This window comes from Streptomyces sp. NPDC006365 (assembly GCF_042870755.1).
Taxonomy (GTDB): domain Bacteria; phylum Actinomycetota; class Actinomycetes; order Streptomycetales; family Streptomycetaceae; genus Streptomyces; species Streptomyces xiangluensis.
In genome coordinates, this window is the sequence record NZ_JBIAHS010000017.1 from 151,525 (window position 1) to 171,124 (window position 19,600).

Consider the following 19,600-nt stretch of genomic DNA (forward strand, 5'->3'; position numbering starts at 1 on the left):
GCATCTGACCATCGGCAAAGGAGCTGGAATGGAGCTGGACTTCGGGCCCGCGGTGCGTGACTTCCGCGACGAGCTGCGGGACTGGCTGGCGGACCACCTCGTGGGGGAGTTCGCCGAGCACCGGGGCGTGGGCGGCCCCACCGACGGGACGGCCTGGGAGGTGCGTCTCGCCTGGGACCGTGAGCTGTCGGCCGGGAACTGGCTGGGCGTCGGCTGGCCGAAGGAATACGGGGGCAGGGGGCTCGGACTCATCGAGGAGATCGTCTTCGAGTACGAGTACGCGCGTGCCAACGCCCCTTACCGGGCCACCACCAACGCCCTCGACCTGCTCGGACCGATGATCCTCAAGATGGGCAGCGAGGAGCAGAGGAAGCGCTTCCTGCCGCCGATCCTGACCGTCGAGGAATTGTGGGGCCAGGGCTTCAGCGAACCCGGCGCCGGCTCCGACCTGGCCTCCGTACGCACCAGAGCCGAGCGCGATGGCGACGAATGGGTGGTCAACGGGCAGAAAGTGTGGACTTCCTTCGGCATGTACGCCGACTGGCTGTACGTCCTGACGCGCACCGACCCGGACTCCCGGCGGCACAAGGGACTGACGATGCTGCTCGTGCCCGCCGACCAACCGGGCGTGGAGATCCGGCCCATCCGCAACCTCGCCGGCCAGGACGAGTTCGCCGAGGTCTTCTTCACCGACGCGCGCACGGGCGCGGACATGGTCGTGGGCGAGGCCGGCCAGGGCTGGCGCACGGCGATGGCGACGCTCGGCATCGAGCGCGGCACCACGCTGCTGCCGCAGCAGCTCACCTTCGAACGGGAGGCGGAGGCGCTGATCGACCTGGCCCGGGAACGGGGCGCGCTCGACGACCCCATGCTGCGCTGCCGGATCGTGGACGCCTGGATCTCCGTACGCATCATGCGCACCACCAACCTGCGCACCATCGCCGAACTGACCGCGGGCCGCACGCCCGGCGCGCAGGCCACCACCGCGAAGCTGTACGCCTCGACACGTCACCAGCAACTCGGGCACCTGGCCATGGAACTGGCCGGACCCGCCGGCCAAATCGTCGGTGAGGACTACGGCCTGGACACCCGCCAGCGCTCGTTCCTGCTCTCCCTGGCGGAGACGATCTACGGCGGGTCGAGCGAGATCCAGCGGAACATCATCGGGGAGCAGGTCCTCGGTCTCCCCAGGGAGCCGCGCCCGTGACGCCGCTGACGCCGCCGACGTCACTTGAAGATCGCCTCGACCGCATCGAGTCGCACCTGGCGATCCAGCAACTCCCCATCCGGTACGCGCTGGCCGTGGACGCCCGCGACCTCGACGCCTGGGCCGGCTGTTTCCGGCCCGATGTGGACATGGGCCGCCGCGGCCGGGGGCGGGAGGCGCTGCGGTCGTACATCGAACCCCTCGTCCGCGGATTCCACCGGTCCATCCACCAGATCTGCGGTCACCGGATCGAGTTCACCGGCCGCGACACCGCCACCGGCTCCGTCTACTGCCGTGCCGAGCACGAGGTGGGGGAGCGGTGGATCGTCATGGCCATCCGCTACCTCGACGACTACGCGCGCGTGGACGGCGAGTGGTACTTCTCCCGGCGCCGCGAGCAGCACTGGTACGCGGCCGATGTGACCGAGCGCCCCCAGGCGGTGGGATTCGAAGGCTGGGAGGGAGCCGGACAACCGGCGCTGCCCGACGCCTTTCCCACCTGGGCGGCCTTCTGGAAGAACGAGATGGAGACGTGATGGAGCGAGGCACACGGCTGGCCGGGAAGACGGCTCTCGTCACCGGCGGCGGTCAGGGTGTGGGCCGCGGTATCGCGCTCGCGCTGGCTGCGGAGGGAGCGCCCGTGGTGATCACCGGCCGTACCGAGGGCAAGCTGAAGGACACCGCCGTCATGATCGCCGAGCGCGGCGGGCGGGTGCACACCGTGGTCGGGGACGTGGGCGAGCGCGGCGACGTCGACCGCATGGTGGCCGAGACGGTACGGGAGTTCGGCAGCCTTGACGTCCTCGTCAACAACGCGCAGAGCTCGGTGCAGCGCCGGCTTGAGCAGACGTCGTACGACGACGTCGAACTCACCTACCGCAGCGGCCCGTTGGCGACGTTCCACGCGATGCAGGCCGCCCTGCCCCATCTGAAGGCGAGCCGCGGCAGCGTCGTGAACCTCGGCTCCTCGGCCGCGGTGCAGGGCGAGGCGACCTTCGCGGCATACGCGATGGCCAAGGAGGCCATCCGCGGGCTGACGCGGGTCGCCGCACGGGAGTGGGGCACGTACGGGATTCGCGTGAACGTCGTCTGCCCGGCCGCACTGAGCCCGGCCGCGGAGGCGTACTTCGCCGCCCATCCGGAGAAGGCCGAGCACGTGCTGGCCGGGATTCCGCTGGGGCGGATGGGGGACCCGGAGGCTGACATCGGCCGGGCGGTGGCCGCGCTGGTCAGCGACGACATGGCCTACCTGACCGGGGCGACGCTGATGCTGGAGGGTGGGCGGACGCTGATCGGATGACTCGGTGAGGGGGGCGAAAGACCTCCCACGCGCACCCACCAACTCACCTCACACGACGCCCCGCCCCCGCAGTTCCAAGAGCTGGTCCTCCGTCACCCCGGCCAGCCTGCCCAGAATTTCGGCCGTATGCTCGCCCAGCGCAGGCGGCGTGGCGTACCCCTCGACCGGCGTCGCCGCGAACCGGATCGGATTGGCGAGCAACGGCAGCCGGCCCGACGCCGGGTCCTCGACCTCGACCAGCATCTCGCGGTGCTGGATCTGAGGGTCGGCGAAGACTTCGGGCATCTCGTTGAACGGTCCGGCAGGGACGTCGTACGCGTCGAGCACAGCCAGCCATTCGTCCCTGGTGCGGGTGCGCAGGATCGCCTCCAGCACCGGCAGGATCTCCTCACGGTGGGTGATCCGGGCGGAGGTCGTGGCGAACCGCGGGTCGTGGAGCAGTTCAGTGCGGCCGGCCGCCGCGCAGAACGCGGCGAACTGCTTGTCGTTGCCCGCCACGAGGAAGAGCGGCTTGTCGCTGCACATGAAGGCCTGAGAGGGGATCCCGCCGTAACCGCCGTTGCCCCGCCGCTGCGGAACTTCCCCGGAGATCAGGTAGTTCATCGCGAAGTGCGACAGCGAGGCCAGCCCGCAGTCCAGCAGGGACAGGTCGATGAACTGGCCCTCGCCGGTGGCGTCCCGGTGCCGCAGGGCCGCGAGGACGGCCGTGGAGGCGTACAGACCCGTGAGGATGTCGACCATGCTGACCCCGACCTTCATCGGCTCGTCGGGGTGTCCGGAGACGCTCATCATCCCGGACATGGCCTGGAAGATGCCGTCGTATCCGGGGCGCTGCGCATAGGGCCCGGACTGTCCGAAGCCCGTCACGGAGAGGTAGACCAGGCGAGGGTTGAGCTCCCGCAGGCTCTCGTGGTCGAGCCCGTACTTCGCCAGCGTCCCCGCGCGGAAGTTCTCGACCAGGACGTCCGACCGGGCGGCGAGGGCGCGGATCAACTCCTGGCCCTCCGCGGTGGCGTGGTTGACGGTGACCGACTGCTTGTTGCGGTTGCAGGAGAGGTAGAAGGCGGCGGTGTCGGTCCTCGCGCCCTCGGGGCCGTCGGCGAAGGGCGGGCCGTACGTCCGTGAGTCGTCGCCCGTGCCGGGCCGCTCGATCTTGATCACCTCGGCGCCCAGATCGGCCAGCATCTGGGTGGCCAGGGGTGCCGCGAGGATGCGGGACAGATCGAGGACGCGGATCCCGGCCAGGGCGGTCGACGGCATCTGAGGCCCTCCCTCTACGCAAGCAAAGCCGATGAATGAGTTAGATAAATAATACATACGCGTTCGGTCTGTCGTATGATTGCTTGAACTAGCCAAATCATGTAACTATATCGATCGGCCGACAGGTCGAGAGGCGGAGGGCGTGCGGATGACCGTCGCGGCGAGGACCCTCACCGACCAGGAGCAGCGCGAACGCCGCGAGTGGTTCCGGGCCCGATGGGAGCGCGGGGTCAAGTTCAACCGCAGCAGCGGTATGCGGGTGGTCCGCTGGGACCCGGACGGCGTCGAAATGGTGCTTCCGTACGCCGAGGCCCTCTCCGCCCACGAAGGCGTCTTCCACGGCGGAGTGATCTCGGCGCTCATCGACACCGCGGGCGCGGGAGCGGTGATCGCCGGACACGACTTCGCGAAGGGAAGTCTGCTCAGCACCGTGTCGATGTCGGTGCAGTACCTCGCGCCCGCCCGGGGCCGGGAGGCCGTCGCCTACGCACGCTGCGTCAGGCGGGGCCGCAGGGTGCACTTCGCCGACGTCGACGTGATGACCGATGGACGCATCTGCGCCCGGGGGCAGGTGGTGGTGACCATCTCCGGGGAGCGGCCGGGCGTCGGCGACCCCATCGACTTGATCGACCCCACCGACCCGATCCAACCGCTGACCGAGGAGTGACGTGATGACCGAGGAGTCCCAGGAGGCGGCCCAGGACCTGGTGCTGTACGAGGTCGACGAGGACGGCGTCGCCACCGTCACCCTCAACCGGCCCGAGCGCAAGAACGCCTGGAGCCTCCCCATGGAGTGCCGCTTCTTCGCCCTCCTGGACGAGGCCGCGAGCGACCCGGCCGTCCGTGTCGTGGTCATCACCGGGGCCGGCAAGGCCTTCTGCCCCGGGATGGACATGCAGCGGCTGGAGCAGAACTCACAGCCGGGCGAGTCCCTCAACCTCCAGGCCCGCGTCCCCATGTACAGCAAGCGGAACATGCCGAAGCCCATGATCGCCGCCGTCAACGGCGCCTGCGCGGGCATCGGCCTGGTCCAGGCTCTTATCTGCGACGTCCGCTTCGCCGCCCGCGGGGCGCGCTTCACCACGGCCTTCACCCGCCGCGGGCTGGCCGGCGAGTACAACATGCCGTACGTCCTGCCGCGCGTCATCGGCCTGGAGAACGCCCTCGACCTGCTGCTGTCCGGCCGGGTCTTCGACGCCGACGAGGCGAAGGACCTCGGCCTCGTCAGCCGCGTCGTCGAACCGGAGGACCTGCTCGACGCCGCACGCGCCTACGCCCGGGACATCGCCCGCAACTGCTCCCCGCGCGCCATGGCCGTCGTACGCCACCAGGTGTACGGCGACCTCGACCGGACCTTCACCGACGCCCTCGCCCGTTCCTACTCCGCCATGGAGTTCTTCGCGGGCTCGCCGGACTTCCGTGAAGGGGTGGCGAGCTTCACGGAGAAGCGGGAGCCGAAGTTCGAGGGCCTGCCGCCCGGCTTCGACCCCGACGAGGCCACCCGCGACGCTTTCCTGCCGTACTGATCTGCCGTACCGACTGAGGAGACTGGACGATGACAGGGCAGCCGTTCCCCGTCGAGGCCGGGCACATCATGATGTTCGCCCGCGCCATCGGCGACGAGAACCCGGCGTACCACGGTGAGAGCGCGCTCGCGCCGCCCACCTTCACCATGGCCGGCGCCCAGTACGACCCCGACTACCACCTGCGGCCCAAGCCGGACGAGGAGTGGTTCGGGTCCGGACTCGGCCCCGGGGTGATGCTCGAGGGCGCCGGAGGACTGCACGCCGAGCAGCACTTCGAGTACCACCGCCCGGTGCGCGCCGGCGAGACGCTGTACGCGCACTCCGTCCCCGGACGCAGCTGGGAGAAGCAGGGCCGTACCGGCCGCCTGCTGTTCAGCGAGCGCATCACCGAGTACCGGGACGCCGACGGCGAACCGGTCGTCAGCGCCAAGACCGTCGCGGTTGTGCCCGAGGGCCCCGCAACCCGCAAGGAGGACGCTCGATGAGCAGCCTGAGCGTCGGCGACGTCAAGGTCGGCGAGACCCGCGAGAGCGTGCTGGTCGACGACCTCAAGCGCACCCGGATCGTGCAGTACGCGGGCGCCTCCGGCGACTACAACCCCCTGCACACCGACGAGAAGTTCGCCGTCGAGGCGGCCGGTTACCCCGGCGTGTTCGCGCACGGCATGCTGACGATGGGCATGACCGGGCGGGTCCTCACCGACTGGGTCGGCCCCGAGGCGTTGCTGCGCTTCGGTGTGCGCTTCAAGGCCCAGGTCTGGCCTGGCGACACCCTGACCGCCACGGCCACCGTCGAGTCGATCGAGGACACACCGGCGGGCCCGGTAGCCCACTTCTCCCTGCGCACCGTCAACCAGGACGGCGTCGAGGTGGTCACCGGCACCGCGGCGGCCCGCCTGGAGTCCTGAGCCGGTGGGCGGCGCGCAAGACTCCGTGACCGCACCCACCGTCGCGCAAGACTCCGTGACGGTACCCACCTGGACCGCCATGGTGAGCCGTGCCTACGATCATGCCCGCCCCGCCGTCCGCTTCGGCGACCTCACCTGGACCGGCCGCGAACTCCTCGACCGGGCGGGCGGCGCGGCCGACTGGCTGGACACGCTCGGCCTCGCCCCCGGCGCACCGGTGCCCGCGCTGGTCGCCACCTCCGCCGACGCGCTCGCCCTGGTGATCGGCGGCGCCGGATCCGGCCACCCGCTGGCCCCGCTCGGCGTCCGGATGACCCCGTACGAGATCGCCACGGTGGTCCAGGCGACGGGCTCCCAAGTCCTCCTGGCACAGCCGGAGTTCGCCGACCTGAGTGACCAAGTGGCCCGGCTGTCGGGACGCCGCGCGGTGCTCGTACCCGAACTCAGGCCGAACGCAAGGGCATGGGCGGGGGCGCCGGATGACCTCGCGTCCGTTCTGCACACCTCCGGGACCACGGGCCTGCCCAAACCCGTCCCCATGACGCAGCGGCGACTGGCCGCCCGCGCCCGCGTCAACGGCGAGCTGTGCGGGCTCGACCCCGAGAGCTTCTACGGCGGCAGCGCACCCTTCCACCACATCGCGGGCCTCGGCAACATCGCCGTCGCCCTCGCCGCCGGCGCGCTGATCACCGGACTGCCCCGCTTCACCGTCGAGGGCTGGGCCGTGCTGCGGGACCTCGGCACCACGCACACCAGCATGGTCCCGGCGATGCTGGAGACGCTGTTCGCGGCCGGACAAGCACGTCACGAAGCGCTGCGGGTCCTCCAGTACGGCGGCGCCCCCATCCGCCCCGGCACGCTGCGGCGGACGTACGAGGCCATGCCCGGCGTCCGGATGCTCAACATGTTCGGACAGACGGAAGGTTCACCGATCAGCGTGCTCACGCCCGAGGACCATCGTGAGGCGGTCGCCGGGCGCACCGAGCTGCTGCGATCCGTGGGACGGGCCGCCCCCGGCGTCGAGCTCAGAGTTCACGACCCCGGTCCGGAAGGGATCGGCGAGATCCACGCCCGCGCCGGCCACCTGTTCCGGGTGGACGCGGACGGCTGGCTGCACAGCGGGGACCTGGGCCGGGTGGCCGAGGACGGCTACCTCTATCTGTCCGGTCGGCGAAGCGACATGATCATTCGCGGGGGCGAGAACGTCCACCCGCTGGAGGTGGAGACGGTTCTCGCCGCGCATCCCGGCGTCGCGGACGTGGCGGTCACGGGCGCGCCGGACGAACGGCTCGGCCAGACCGTCGTCGCCTTCGTCGTGCCCGCCGACCCCGACGCACCGCCGCAGCCGGCGGAGCTCAGGAGCTACGCCCGCACCCGGCTGTCCGGGTTCAAGGTCCCCGTCCGCTGGTGGTTCGTGGACGACCTGCCGCGCAACGCGAATGGCAAGGTCGTACGCCGGCGTCTGCGTGAGCCGTGCCAAGGAGGAACAAGTGGTGCTTGATCACTCGGTCGTCGGCCCTAAGACCGTGGGCGTCGACCCGCATCGGCTGGACGTACTCCTGCGCCGGATCCGCCTGGAGGTCGACCACGGTCCACTGCCCTCGGCGCAGGTGGCCGTGGCCCGGGGTGGCCGGCTGGTGGCCTTCGAGACCTGGGGCGACGCAGGCACCGACACACGGTACGTCCTGCAGTCCGTCGGACGGTCGATCGTCGCGGGCGTGGTCTGGAAGCTGATCGGTGAGGGGCTCCTGGACGTGAGCGAGCAAGTCGCCGAGATCATCCCGGAGTTCGCCCCGAATGGGAAGGAGATGGTGACGGTCGAGCAGGTGCTCACGCACACCGCCGGCTTCCCCTTCGCACCGCTCGGGTACCCGAAGATGCTGGACCGCGAGCAACGGCTCGCCGCCTTCGGCCGCTGGCGGCTCGACTACCCGCCGGGCAGCCGCTTCCAGTTCCACCTCACCTCGGCGGCCTGGCTGGTCGCCGAGATCGTCGAGCGGCGTACGGGCCTGGTCTTCGCCGACTACCTGCACGAGCGGATCGCCCGGCCGCTGGGCCTCGCCTCGATCGAACTCGGCGTCCCGGCGGACCGGCAGCCCGGCACCATCGCCCCGATGACCGCCACCGACCGCACCAGTGACGACCAGGAGGCCGATCCCTGGGGCCCCTGGTATCTGTCCGACCCGCGCGTCCTGGCCGCGGGGGAGCCCAGCCATGCGCTGGTCGCCACCGCCGCCGACGTCGCGCTGTACTTCCAGGCGCTGGAGCACTCGGGCCTGTGGAAGCCGGAAGCGGTGGCAGAGGGAAGGCGAATTCGGCTGACCGACCGTCCGTACGGGGAGCAGATCTACGGGGGCGGCAGCACCCGGCGGAGCAGCATGGGGCTCTTCGTCACGGTGGCCGGCCCGGACGCGGGCAGCAACCTGCCGTCCACCGGCTCGCCCGCCCTCTTCGGCAGTGCCGGAGCGGCGTACCAACTCGGCTTCATGGACCCGGAGACCGGCCTGTCCTTCGCCTGTCTGAGCAACGGCTACCCGCTCGCGGGCTACGACCACTCGCGGCGCGGCACGGCGCTGCTGACGAACCTCGCCAACCTGGCGGCCGATCTCACCGACTGACAAGCGGGCCCGGTACCCCCGTGGGGACCGGGCCCGCTGCTCAAATCTCCGTCGCTCAGCGGCTGATCAGCTGCTGAGCGTTGTTGTACATGATGTCGTCCTGCACCGACTCGTCGAGCTCCGAGATGAGCTTGCGGTAGTCGGCCGGGTTGGCGATGCCCTCCGCGTGGGGGAAGTCCGAGCCCATCACCAGGGACTCGTGGTAGCCGAGGCGCTTCACCAGGCCGACGATGTCGTCCTCGGGGTAGGGCACCACGCGGATGTGCTTGCGGAAGACCTGGCTGGGCCGCTCGTCCAACTGCCCGCCGATCCACGGCCCGTTGCGGCCCATGCCGCGGCTCTTGTCCATGTGGCGGACGAAGTGCGGCACCCACTCGGCCCCGAACTCGGAGACCAGGACGTTGATGTCGGGGAAACGTCCGAAGAGGTTGTCGAAGATCAGCGCGGAGAGCGTCTCCTCGATCGGGCGCTGGCCGTAGCTGTTCATCCACTGCCAGGCGGACATCCGGAAGTGGATCGGGCTCGGGTCGTGGCCCCACGCCGGGGCGACGTGCGAGTTGTAGTAGAACTCGCTGATGTGGAAGCAGACGCTGGCCTTGGCCTCGTTGACCAGCTTCCAGAACGGGTCGAAGTACGGGTCGCCCGGTGAGCGGCCGTACTGCGGCCCGGTCGGCAGCATGATGAAGCGGGCGCCCTGCTCGAGGACGTACTCCAGCTCCTTGATCGCGTGGTCCAGGTCGCGCAGGGACAGCAGAGCGGGGGCGTAGATACGGCCCTGGTGGTTGAAGCCCCACACCTCGTTCATATAGCGGTTGAACGAGTGGTAGTTGGCGTAGAGCGGCTCGACGCCGCTCACATACTCCTCGGCGACCAGTGCCCAGCCGCCCGGATACATGATCGTCTGGTCGAGGCCCTGCTCGTCCATGATCCGCAGTCGGGCCTCGCGGTTCTGGTACGCCTCGTGCATCGGCTCGAACTGGTACGTCTCCTCGGGGTTGCCCGAGGCCATCGCCTTGAGCATCTCCTTGAGTGAGCCGGGCCGGTACACCTGCCCGAACTCCGGCTCCAGACAGACGACGATCCGGTCTCCGGCGAGGATGACCTCGCGGCCGTCCGGCAGCGTCACCGGGGCCACTGCCTGGCCGAGGAATTCCTTCGGCAGATAGCGGGTGAAGGAGTCCCGCTCCTCGTACATGTGCTGGTCGCAGTCGAAGATGCGCTTGCGCTGTTCGGCCATGGCCGTCGCCTCCGGACCCCTGAGCTATCTATTCAGTACGCCTCCTATAATTATCTAACTGTTTAAAGGGCGCAAGAGGTGATGGCCGGACGGTTCGCCGGGTGCTGGTCCCGGGGTCAGTCGATGAGCTCCAGCACCGTCTTGGGCCCGGCCGCGTTCACGACGTCGTCGGCGGCGTTGATGTGGCGCTGCCACAGCTTTTCGGCCTCGTCCGCCTTGCCGGACTCGATCAGGCCGACCAGTCGCACGTGGGCCCGGTGGCCCTTGAGGGCCTGCGTCTTCTGGGCCGCGCGGTCGGTGGCGGCCGCGGTGTACGAGGCGTTGGCCCGGTCGATGATGTTGCGCAGCATGCCGCACAGCAGGATCAGGGTCTGGTTGCCAGTGAGTTCCGGCAGTAGGGCGTGGAAGGCGTCCTGTGCGTCGACGAGGGAGAGTGGGTCGTCCAGGACGGCCTTCTCGGCGGCCACCGCGTCGCGCAGCCGCTTGATGTCGTCCGCCGTGTGCTTGGTTGCGAGCTGGCGGACGCAGGGCGGCTCGATGAGGGCCGCCGCGCGGTACAGGTCGCCCAGCGTGGCTCCGCGGTACTCCAGGATCAGGCCGGCGAAACGGGCGGCGACATCGGCGTCGGGCGCGCTCACCCGGGCGCCGCCGTGCGCTCCGCGGCGCACCATGATCAAGGACTCGGACTCCAGGACGCGGAACGCCTCACGCAGAGTCGGCCGTGAGATGCCGAACTGCTCCATCAGCCCCGACTCGGGCGGCAGGGCGTCACCCGGCTTCAGCTCGCCCCGTACGATCTGACGGCGCAGGTGTCCGGCGACCAGTTCGGCGGTCTTCGGTACGCGCACCTGGCGTCCGACACGGCCGCGGGCCGGGACGGGCACGGTCGGCGTTTCTGCTGCGCGGGCTGGCTCAGCCACGGTGGACTCTCCTCGCTGGTGATCTGCCCTGTCCGGGTTTCACGAGATATAGGAAAATGAATCTTCTTAGTTCAATCGAGGCTACCAGGTCAAGGGGAGGAAGATCGGATTCCGGTTGTGGCGTGGCAGGGCGTGCTGCGGTGTGTCTGGTGTCGGGTGTTCGCCTGGTATATAGATGATTCATCTATCTATAAGCGACGGGCCTCGTGGGAGTGACCTCGATGACCTCCATGACCGAGAATTCGACCCCGGTGATCCTCACGGAGCTGACCGACGACGGGGTCATGCTGCTCACCCTGAACCGGCCCGAGCGGCACAACGCCTGGACCCTGGAGATGGAGCTGCTCTACAACGAGCTGTTCGACCGCGCAGAGGCGGATTCACGGGTGCGGGCCGTGGTGCTCACCGGCGCCGGACGCAGTTTCTGCCCCGGAATGGACATGAGCGTGCTCGACGGGGCGTCGTCCGGCGCCCGCCCGTGGCCGACCGGCCAACTGCCGCCGCGCACCCGGCCCATGTCCTTCCCGAAGCCCGTCGTGGCAGCCGTCAACGGGGCCTGCGCGGGCATCGGGTTCAACCAGGCGCTGATGTGCGACGTGCGGTTCGCCGTCCCCCACGCCAAGTTCGCCGCCGCCTTCAGTGCACGCGGTCTGGTGGCCGAGGACGGGGTGTCCTGGATCCTGCCCCGGCTCGTCGGATACGGCAACGCCAGCGACCTGCTGCTGTCCTCGCGACGGATCACCGGGACGGAGGCGCTGGCCATGGGGCTGGTCAACCGCCTGGTCGAGCCGGAGGAACTGCTCCCGACGGCGATGGCGTACGCGACGGAACTGGCGCGCTCGGCCAGTCCGTATGCGATGTCCCTCATCAAGCGCCAGCTCGCCGACGACCAGGCGCGGAGCTTCACCGAGAGCCGCGACGATGCGGCCGCGCTGCTGGCCACGGCAAAACGTGCCCCGGACTACCGCGAGGGCGTCCGCAGCTTCATCGAACGCCGTCAGGCGGAGTTCGCGGGCCTGGGCGAGTCCACACCGGAGTCTGCGGAGGCGACGTCGTGAAGCGTGCCGAACTCCCGCTGCACCAGCGCACGATCACCGTCACGGCCCACGAGGAGGACGGCGACGAGATCTCGGTCGAGGCGGAGCTGTGCGACGAGCGCGCCTGGGCGGAGCCGTCGGCCGGCGTCGTCCACCGCATGGTGCTCGCGGTGCGCATCCGCCTCGCGGACATGGTGATCGTGGCCGCCCACGCGGACATGCGGGACTTCCCGCACGCCGAGTGCCCGCTGATCTCCCCGGTGTTCGACGGCCTGGTCGGGCTCAGTGTCGCCGCCGGCTACAACCGGGCGATCCAGGAGCGGTTCCGTGGTGTGTCGGGCTGCACGCACCTGTACGAGCTGGCCCGCGCGCTCGGCCCCGCAGTCGTGCAGGCGGCAATCTCGGCGGGCGCGCGCCGTCGTGACGCCGGCGGGCCGTCCGTCGGCCCGCGCTCCACTGCCGGAGTGCTGAACAGCTGCCACATCTGGGCGCCGGACGGAGTGGGCCTGCGCAAACTCGACGCGGGCTGGCGACCGGGCACCGGCCCGCGCCCGGTCCCGGAGCTCGGGACGTTCGGGAGCCGTTCGGAATCCTAGGGTCTGGGCTCCCGCGGCAGCCCCAGCACCTTCTCCGCGAGGATGTTCCGCTGCACCTGTGACGTCCCCGCGTAGATCGTGCCGGAACGGGCGATCAGGTACGTCGTCGACCAGGACGCCGAGGAGTTGGCGGCACCGGGGTCGTCCGTGCGGTACGTACGCAGGGGCGGCCGTCCCTCCGGCACCTGCCCGTGCAGGCCCATGATGTCCATCGCCAGGTCGGTGACCTTCGTGTGGTACTCGCTCCAGTACAGCTTGGCGATCGACGACTCGGGGCCCGGCTCGGCGCCCTTGAGCCAGCCGGTGAGGATGCGGTAGCCGAGGTAGCGCATGATCTCGACCTTGGACCAGCACCAGGCGATCCGCTGCCTGATGACCGGGTCCTGGTCCTTGCCGTACTGGCGCGCGAGTTCGACCAGGCGCTCCACCTCGGCCCGGAACAGGATGGGGTTGGTGGCCGCCTCTTCCCCGCGCTCCACCCCGAGCAGGCTCTGGGCGACCGTCCAGCCGTTGTCGACGCCGCCGACGACGAGATCGGCACGGGTGCGGGCACCGTTGAAGAAGACCTCGTTGAAGTGCAGCTGGCCGCTCATCATGCGGAAGGGGCGCACCTCGATGCCGGGCTGGTCGAGCGGGACGAGGAGGAAGGAGATGCCGCGGTGCTTGGAGGCGTCGCGGTTCGTACGGGCCAGGACGAAGATCCAGTCGCTGTGGTGGGCGCCGGAGGTCCACACCTTCTGGCCGTCGATCACCCACTCGTCGCCATCCCGTACGGCGCGCGTCGTGAGGGAGGCGAGGTCCGAGCCCGCGTCCGGCTCCGAGTAGCCCTGGCACCAGGTGTCCTCGCCGCTGAGGATGCGCGGGAGGAAGCGGCTCTTCTGCTCCTCCGTGCCCCAGCGCAGCAGCGTGTTCGCCAGCATCTTCACGCCGAACGTGTCCTGGGGTAGCCCGAACGGCACGCCGGCCAGGGCCAGTTCCTCCATCAGGACCAGCTGGTGGAGTTTGGACAGGCCGCGGCCGCCGTACTGCTCGGGCCAGGTCAGGGAGAGGTGGCCGCGTTCGGCCAGCCGTCGGCGCCAGTCGCGGGCGAAGGCCCAGGCGGCCTCCTCGTCGAGGGCGCCGATGCCCTTCCAGTCCGTCGGCAGCGCCTCGGCGAGGAAGCCCTTGATCTCGGTGCGGAACGCCTCGGTCTCCGGGGGATAGCTGATGTCCACCTGCGTCGTCTCCTCGCCCGGCCTCGCTCGGCCGACCCCTCGCCGTGTTGATTCTTTCAGCGTAATAGGTTATCTATTTTAGCGGAATAGTGGTCGAGCCGGAGGCGGGCTGACATGGGACTGCTGGACGGCCGGAACGCGGTGATCACCGGTGGCGCGCAGGGCATCGGTTTCGAGATCGCCGGCGTCCTCGGCGGCGCAGGCGCATCCGTCGTCATCGGCGACATCAACGAGGACGCCGCGGCGGAAGCCGCCGAGAGTCTGGTCAAGAACGGCGTGGCCGCCACCTCGCTGCGCTGCGACGTCACCGACGAGGACGAGGTCGCCGCCCTCGTCGCTCACTGCGCCGACGTCTTCGGGCCGATCGGCGTCATGGTCAACAACGCCGGGATCACGCGGGACGCGAGCCTGCGCAAGATGGCCCTCGCCGACTTCCGCGCCGTCGTCGACGTCCACCTCACAGGTGCCTGGAACGGCACCCGGCACGCCGCCGAGGCGATGGGCGCGCACGGTCAGGGCGGCAGCATCGTCAACATCTCCTCCATCTCCGGCAAGGTCGGCAACTTCGGGCAGACGAACTACAGCGCTGCCAAGGCCGGACTCGTCGGTCTCACCAAGGCCTCCGCCAAGGAGCTCGCCCGGGCCGGGATCCGCGTCAACGCCGTGCAGCCCGGCCTGATCCGCACCGCGATGACCGAGGCGATGCCCCAATCCGCCTGGGACGCGAAGCTCGCCGAGATCCCCATGGGACGTGCCGGAGAACCCGCTGAGGTCGCCCAGGTAGTCCTCTTCCTCGCCTGCGACATGGCGAGCTACATCACCGGGGCCGTGGTCGAGGTGACCGGCGGCCGGTACATGTGACGAACCTTCCCCTTGATGAAAGGCCTGCTCGATGCCCGCCTTCCTGCGTGACGCGGTGATCTGCGAACCCGTGCGTACCCCTGTCGGCGGCTACGGCGGCGTCTTCCGCGACGTGACGGCGGCCGAGCTCGCGGCCACGGTCGTACGCGCCGTGCTGGAGCGCACCGGTGTACCGGCCGCCGCCGTGGACGACGTTCTGCTGGGCCAGTGCTACCCCAACGGCGAGGCCCCGGCCATCGGCCGTGTGGCCGCCCTGGACGCCGGTCTGCCCGTGGAGGTGCCGGGACTGCAGATCGACCGACGCTGCGGCTCGGGACTGCAGGCGATCATCACCGCGGCGATGCAGGTGCAGACGGGCGCGAGTGACCTCGTCCTGGCGGGTGGCGTGGAGTCCATGAGCCAGGCCGAGTTCTACACCACCGATGTGCGCTGGGGCGTACGCGGAGCGGGCACCACGCTGCACGACCGACTGGCCCGCGGCCGGGTCACCTCGGGCGGCGCCAACCATCCGGTCCCCGGCGGCATGATGGAGACCGCCGAGAACCTGCGGCGCGAGTACGCCATCCCGCGCGAGGAGCAGGACCAGCTCGCCCTGCGCTCGCACGAGAAGGCCGTCGCGGCGCAGCGGGAGGGCCGGTTCGCCGACGAGATCGTGCCCGTGACCGTACGGACCCGGAAGGGCGAGACGGTCGTCGACACCGACGAACATCCCCGCCCCGACTCGTCGTTGGAGAAACTCGCCAAGCTGCGCCCCGTGCTCGGCCGCCAGGACCCGGAGGCGACCGTCACGGCGGGCAACGCCAGCGGGCAGAACGACGGCGCCGCGCTCTGCATCGTGACCCATTCGGCGCGCGCCGCCGAACTGGGCCTGCGCCCGCTGGGCCGCCTGGTCTCCTGGGCCGTCGTGGGCGTGCCGCCGGAGACGATGGGCATCGGACCGGTGCCCGCGACGGCCAGGGCCTTGGAGCGAGCCGGACTGAAGCTCGCCGACATCGACCTGATCGAGCTCAACGAGGCCTTCGCCGCCCAGGTCCTTGCCTGCACCCGTGAATGGGCCCTCACCGAGACCGACTTCGAACGGTTCAACGTCAACGGCTCCGGCATCTCGCTTGGCCACCCCGTCGGCGCAACTGGCGGCCGCATCCTCGCCACCCTGCTGCGCGAACTCGACCGCCGCCAGGCCCACTACGGCCTGGAGACCATGTGTCTCGGCGGAGGCCAGGGCCTGGCCGCGGTCTTCGAGAGGCCGCAAGGCGAGCGGCCGACGGACGCAACCAACGCAACCACCCCAACCGACGCCCACGGAGAACGCTGATGGCCGGACTGATCGCATATGGCGCATACGTGCCGTACCACCGCCTCGCGCGGACGGATGTCGCTGACGCACTGGGCACCCGTGCCGGTAAGGGCACCCGGGCGGTCGCGGGCTACGACGAGGACACCACGTCCATGGCCGTCGAGGCGGCCCGCGGCGCACTGGCCCGCGACGGACTCCGCGCCCGTGTCACACAGCTGTTCCTCGCCACCGCCGCACCCGCCTACCTGGATAAGACGAACGCTGCCGCCGTCCACGCCGCGCTCGGCCTCGACAGTCACGTGCTCGCCGCCGACATGGCAGGCTCCGTGCGCTCCGGCCTCGGTGCGCTGGTGACCGCCGCCCGCTCCCCGGTGCCGACCCTCACCGTCCTCTCCGATCTGCGCACCGGTCTGCCCGGCGGCAGCGACGAGCTCGCGGGCGGCGACGGCGCGGCGGCGTTCGTCTTCGGCGGACACCGCAACGGGGCACCCGTCATCGCGGAACTGCTCGCCCACGACACGGTCAGCGACGAGATCCTCGACCGCTGGCGGCTGCCGGGCGCTCCCGCCTCCCGGGTCTGGGAGGAGCGCTTCGCCGAGGAGATCTACGTGTCCCTCGCGGACAAGGCGCTGAGCGCCGCGCTCGACCAGGCGGGCCTGGACAAGGGCGCGATCGACCACTTCGTGGTCTCCGGCCTGCACGCGCGGGCCTGCGCGACCGTCCGGCGCGCGTCCGGTGTACGGCCGGAGGCGGTGACCCCGGACCTCACCGGGGCGATCGGCAACGCCGGCACCGCCCAGCCCGGCCTGCTCCTCGCCGACGTCCTCGACCGGGCCCGGCCCGGTGAGACCATCGCTCTCGTCGTACTCGGCGACGGCGCCGGCGTCGTGCTGCTGCGTGCGACCGACGCGCTGCCGGCACACCGCAGCGCCCGCCCGGTCGCCGCGCAGATCGCCGCGGGCAGCGCCCCGATGCCGTACGCCACCTATCTCTCCTGGCGCGGCCTGCTCGACCGCGAACCGCCCCGCCGCCCGGACCCCGAGCCGCCCTACGCCCCGCCCGCACACCGCCGCACCAGCTGGAAGTACGGCTTCGTCGCCTCCCGCTGCGAGAAGTGCGGCACGCGGCATCTGCCGCCGGACCGGGTGTGCGTGTCGTGCCGGAGCGTCGACACCATGACCGACGAGCCGATGGAGCACGTGCGCGGCACGGTGGCCACCTTCACGGTGGACCGGCTGGCGTACACCCCCAGCCCGCCGATGCTCGTCGTGGTCGTCGACTACGACGGCGGCGGCCGGTTCCGCTGCCAGCTCACCGATGCCACCGAGGCCGACGCCGTCATCGGCGCCCGCGTCGAGATGACCTTCCGGCGCACGGTCACCGCGTCCGGCATTCACAACTACTTCTGGAAGGCCCGGCCTGTGCGCACGGGCGAGGCTGACACGGGCGAGGCTGAGGAGACACGCGGATGAGCTCGCACGGAATTCGGGACCGGGTCGCGATCGTCGGCATGGGCTGCACGCCGTTCGGCGAGCACTGGACCAAGTCGGCGGACGATCTGCTGGTGGACGCGGTGGGCGCGGCGGTCACCTCGGCCGGTATCGCGCTCGACGACATCGACGCGTTCTGGTTCGGCACGCAGGCGTCCGGGGTGTCCGGGCTGGCCCTGAGCCGGGCCCTCCGCCTGCCCTGCAAGCCGGTCACCCGCGTGGAGAACATGTGCGCGACCGGCTCCGAGGCCCTGCGCAATGCCTGCTACGCCGTCGCCTCCGGCGCGTACGACGTCGCGATGGCGGTCGGCGTCGAGAAGCTCAAGGACTCCGGCATGTCGGGGCTTTCGGGAACCGCCGTCCCGGGCGCCGGCGACGACAGCCGGGGCGAGATCACCGCCCCCGCGAACTTCTCCCTGCTCGCCCCGGCCTACGCCGCCAAGTACGGTCTGTCGGACGAGGAGATGAAGGACGTCATCACCCGGATCGCCTGGAAGAACCACGTCAACGGCGCCCGCAACCCCCGGGCGCAGTTCCGCAAGGAGGTGCCGCTGGAGCGCATCCGCTCGGCGCCCATCGTCGCGGGCATGCTGGGGGTCTTCGACTGCTCGGGCGTCTCCGACGGTTCGGCGGCCGCGATCGTTGTGCGCGCCGAGGACGCGTACAAGTACACGGACAAGCCGATCTTCGTGAAGGCCCTGTCCTTCGTCGCCGGCCCGGCGGACGGCCTCCTCGACCCGGAGTACGACTTCACCACGTTCCCCGAGGTGGTGGCGTGCGCGCAGGAGGCATACCGGCAGGCGGGCATCAGCGACCCGCGCACCGAGATCGCGCTCGCCGAGGTCCACGACTGCTTCACACCCACCGAACTGGTCCTCATGGAGGACCTGGGCTTCTCCGACCGGGGCCAGGCGTGGAAGGACGTCAGCAGCGGGCAGTTCGACCTGGACGGCGCCCTGCCGGTGAACCCGGACGGCGGCCTGAAGGCTTTCGGCCACCCCATCGGCGCCTCCGGTCTGCGCATGATGTTCGAGGCGTGGCTCCAGTTGCGCGGCGAGGCACCGCCGGAACGCACGGTGCGCACACTGGCCGAGGGAGGCTCGCTCGCCCTCACCCACAACCTGGGCGGCGGACCGGGGGAGTGCGTCTCCTTCGTGTCGGTCGTGGGCAGCGAACTCACCGACTGAGAAGGGCGGTTCGGCCATGGGACGACTGGACGAGAAGATTGCCGTTGTGACCGGAGCCGCCTCCGGCATCGGCGCTGCCACCGCGCGCCGCCTGGCGGCCGAGGGCGCGCACACGGTGGTCGCCGATGTGAACCTCGACGGTGCCAAGGCCGTGACGGAGGAGATCCGGTCCGCCTCAGGCTCGGCGACCGCGGTCCGGGTCGACCTCGGCGACATCGACAGCGTACGGGCCATGGTGGACGCGGCCGTCGAGACGTACGGCGGTCTCGACATTCTGCACAACAACGCGGCGGCCACCCATCTGGCCGCCCGTCAGGATCTCGCGGTGGCTCAGGCCGATCCGGCGGTCTGGGACGACACCATGCGGATCAACCTGCGCGGCACCATGGTCGCGATCCAGGCCGCCGTGCCGCACATGGTCGCGCGCGGCGGCGGCTGCGTCATCAACACCACGTCCGGGTCCGGGCTCTCCGGGGACCTGCGCAATCCGGCGTACGGCGCCTCGAAGGCCGCGCTGATCAATCTGACCCAGTACGTCGCCACCCAGCACGGCAAGCAGGGCGTGCGCTGCAACGCCGTCGCGCCGGGGTTCATCGTGACGGACGCCAAGACGGGGCCGGCGTACGAGGGGATCCGCGCGACGATGCTGCGTCATCACCTCACGCCCCGCCTCGGGCGGCCGGAGGACATCGCCGCGGCGGTGGTCTTCCTCGCCTCCGACGAGGCGGCGTTCATCACCGGGCAGACGCTGTGCGTGGACGGCGGGCTGCTGGCGCACCAGCCGTACGTGGCCGATCTGCGGCCCGAGTGAGTGGTCCCCCATGAGAGCGCGGTGGCCGATGCGCTGACCCGGGCCCCCACCCCCCCCCGGACGGGCTCGCCGGCCCCGTCCACCGGCGACAGATCGCCCACGTAGGCCGCCCCGACGGCAGGATCGCGGCGT

At 70.5% G+C, this 19,600-nt stretch carries 20 protein-coding genes; 16 read left to right on the plus strand and 4 right to left on the minus strand.

Features of this window, described 5'->3' with window-relative positions:
- Positions 1-28: 28 nt before the first annotated feature.
- Genes ACFYO0_RS34995 through ACFYO0_RS35005 form a run of 3 tightly spaced genes read left to right on the plus strand, consistent with a single transcriptional unit; the run spans position 29 to position 2,507 of the window.
- Positions 29-1,207, plus strand: coding sequence for an acyl-CoA dehydrogenase family protein (locus ACFYO0_RS34995; RefSeq protein ID WP_388684308.1), 1,179 nt, complete (start codon positions 29-31; stop codon positions 1,205-1,207).
- A complete protein-coding gene (locus ACFYO0_RS35000; protein WP_388684310.1) occupies positions 1,204-1,743 on the plus strand; it encodes a nuclear transport factor 2 family protein in 540 nt (179 codons plus the stop codon). The genes ACFYO0_RS34995 and ACFYO0_RS35000 overlap by 4 nt, the downstream gene beginning before the upstream one ends.
- Entirely contained in the window at positions 1,743-2,507 is a 765-nt protein-coding gene (locus tag ACFYO0_RS35005) for an SDR family NAD(P)-dependent oxidoreductase (protein ID WP_388684313.1), read from the plus strand. Before ACFYO0_RS35000 ends, ACFYO0_RS35005 begins: the two co-directional genes overlap by 1 nt.
- A gap of 48 nt (positions 2,508-2,555) precedes the next feature.
- Here ACFYO0_RS35005 and ACFYO0_RS35010 read toward each other — a convergent pair whose 3' ends face one another.
- The gene (locus ACFYO0_RS35010) at positions 2,556-3,767 is read right to left on the minus strand and encodes a CaiB/BaiF CoA transferase family protein (protein ID WP_388684316.1); all 1,212 of its coding nucleotides are present in this window, start codon (positions 3,765-3,767) and stop codon (positions 2,556-2,558) included.
- 148 nt (positions 3,768-3,915) lie between these two features.
- Between ACFYO0_RS35010 and ACFYO0_RS35015 the strand changes: the two genes are divergently transcribed.
- Genes ACFYO0_RS35015 through ACFYO0_RS35040 form a run of 6 tightly spaced genes read left to right on the plus strand, consistent with a single transcriptional unit; the run spans position 3,916 to position 8,818 of the window.
- Positions 3,916-4,434 (plus strand): PaaI family thioesterase, encoded by a 519-nt coding sequence (locus tag ACFYO0_RS35015; protein WP_388684320.1) that lies wholly within the window; start codon positions 3,916-3,918, stop codon positions 4,432-4,434.
- 4 nt (positions 4,435-4,438) lie between these two features.
- Positions 4,439-5,293 (plus strand): enoyl-CoA hydratase-related protein, encoded by an 855-nt coding sequence (locus tag ACFYO0_RS35020; protein WP_388684322.1) that lies wholly within the window; start codon positions 4,439-4,441, stop codon positions 5,291-5,293.
- 29 nt (positions 5,294-5,322) lie between these two features.
- Positions 5,323-5,778, plus strand: a complete 456-nt coding sequence (locus ACFYO0_RS35025) for a MaoC family dehydratase N-terminal domain-containing protein (protein ID WP_388684325.1) — start codon at positions 5,323-5,325, stop codon at positions 5,776-5,778.
- Positions 5,775-6,200 carry a MaoC/PaaZ C-terminal domain-containing protein gene (locus tag ACFYO0_RS35030; RefSeq protein ID WP_388684328.1) on the plus strand — a complete coding sequence of 142 codons (426 nt, stop codon included), beginning with the start codon at positions 5,775-5,777 and terminating at the stop codon, positions 6,198-6,200. Before ACFYO0_RS35025 ends, ACFYO0_RS35030 begins: the two co-directional genes overlap by 4 nt.
- A 55-nt stretch (positions 6,201-6,255) precedes the next feature.
- A complete protein-coding gene (locus ACFYO0_RS35035; RefSeq protein ID WP_388684331.1) occupies positions 6,256-7,701 on the plus strand; it encodes a class I adenylate-forming enzyme family protein in 1,446 nt (481 codons plus the stop codon).
- Positions 7,691-8,818, plus strand: a complete 1,128-nt coding sequence (locus ACFYO0_RS35040; protein WP_388684333.1) for a serine hydrolase domain-containing protein — start codon at positions 7,691-7,693, stop codon at positions 8,816-8,818. The genes ACFYO0_RS35035 and ACFYO0_RS35040 overlap by 11 nt, the downstream gene beginning before the upstream one ends.
- A 55-nt stretch (positions 8,819-8,873) precedes the next feature.
- On the opposite strand, the gene ACFYO0_RS35045 is transcribed toward ACFYO0_RS35040, so the two are convergent.
- Both ACFYO0_RS35045 and ACFYO0_RS35050 read right to left on the minus strand, forming a co-directional pair.
- Positions 8,874-10,055: an amidohydrolase family protein gene (locus ACFYO0_RS35045; protein WP_388684336.1), complete on the minus strand. Its 1,182-nt coding sequence runs from the start codon at positions 10,053-10,055 to the stop codon at positions 8,874-8,876.
- Positions 10,056-10,171: 116 nt separating this feature from the next.
- The gene (locus ACFYO0_RS35050) at positions 10,172-10,975 is read right to left on the minus strand and encodes a FadR/GntR family transcriptional regulator (protein WP_388684339.1); all 804 of its coding nucleotides are present in this window, start codon (positions 10,973-10,975) and stop codon (positions 10,172-10,174) included.
- Between the two features lie 230 nt (positions 10,976-11,205).
- On the opposite strand from ACFYO0_RS35050, the gene ACFYO0_RS35055 reads away from it, so the two are divergent.
- On the plus strand, positions 11,206-12,033 hold the full coding sequence (locus tag ACFYO0_RS35055) for an enoyl-CoA hydratase-related protein (RefSeq protein ID WP_388684342.1): 828 nt from the start codon (positions 11,206-11,208) through the stop codon (positions 12,031-12,033).
- On the plus strand, positions 12,030-12,608 hold the full coding sequence (locus ACFYO0_RS35060) for a DUF2889 domain-containing protein (RefSeq protein ID WP_388684345.1): 579 nt from the start codon (positions 12,030-12,032) through the stop codon (positions 12,606-12,608). The genes ACFYO0_RS35055 and ACFYO0_RS35060 overlap by 4 nt, the downstream gene beginning before the upstream one ends.
- On the opposite strand, the gene ACFYO0_RS35065 is transcribed toward ACFYO0_RS35060, so the two are convergent.
- Entirely contained in the window at positions 12,605-13,822 is a 1,218-nt protein-coding gene (locus tag ACFYO0_RS35065) for an acyl-CoA dehydrogenase family protein (protein WP_388684347.1), read from the minus strand. The genes ACFYO0_RS35060 and ACFYO0_RS35065 overlap by 4 nt on opposite strands.
- Before the next feature lie 114 nt (positions 13,823-13,936).
- Here ACFYO0_RS35065 and fabG point away from each other — a divergent pair, with 114 nt between their 5' ends.
- Genes fabG through ACFYO0_RS35090 form a run of 5 tightly spaced genes read left to right on the plus strand, consistent with a single transcriptional unit; the run spans position 13,937 to position 19,468 of the window.
- Entirely contained in the window at positions 13,937-14,683 is a 747-nt protein-coding gene (gene fabG / locus ACFYO0_RS35070) for a 3-oxoacyl-ACP reductase FabG (protein ID WP_388684349.1), read from the plus strand.
- Between the two features lie 31 nt (positions 14,684-14,714).
- The gene (locus ACFYO0_RS35075; protein WP_388684352.1) at positions 14,715-15,998 is read left to right on the plus strand and encodes an acetyl-CoA C-acetyltransferase; all 1,284 of its coding nucleotides are present in this window, start codon (positions 14,715-14,717) and stop codon (positions 15,996-15,998) included.
- Complete coding sequence (locus ACFYO0_RS35080; protein WP_388684353.1) at positions 15,998-17,452, plus strand: OB-fold domain-containing protein; 1,455 nt, start codon at positions 15,998-16,000, stop codon at positions 17,450-17,452. Before ACFYO0_RS35075 ends, ACFYO0_RS35080 begins: the two co-directional genes overlap by 1 nt.
- A complete protein-coding gene (locus ACFYO0_RS35085) occupies positions 17,449-18,657 on the plus strand; it encodes an acetyl-CoA acetyltransferase (protein ID WP_388684354.1) in 1,209 nt (402 codons plus the stop codon). The genes ACFYO0_RS35080 and ACFYO0_RS35085 overlap by 4 nt, the downstream gene beginning before the upstream one ends.
- Positions 18,658-18,673: 16 nt before the next feature.
- Complete coding sequence (locus tag ACFYO0_RS35090; protein WP_388684356.1) at positions 18,674-19,468, plus strand: SDR family NAD(P)-dependent oxidoreductase; 795 nt, start codon at positions 18,674-18,676, stop codon at positions 19,466-19,468.
- The last annotated feature ends 132 nt before the right edge of the window (positions 19,469-19,600 follow it).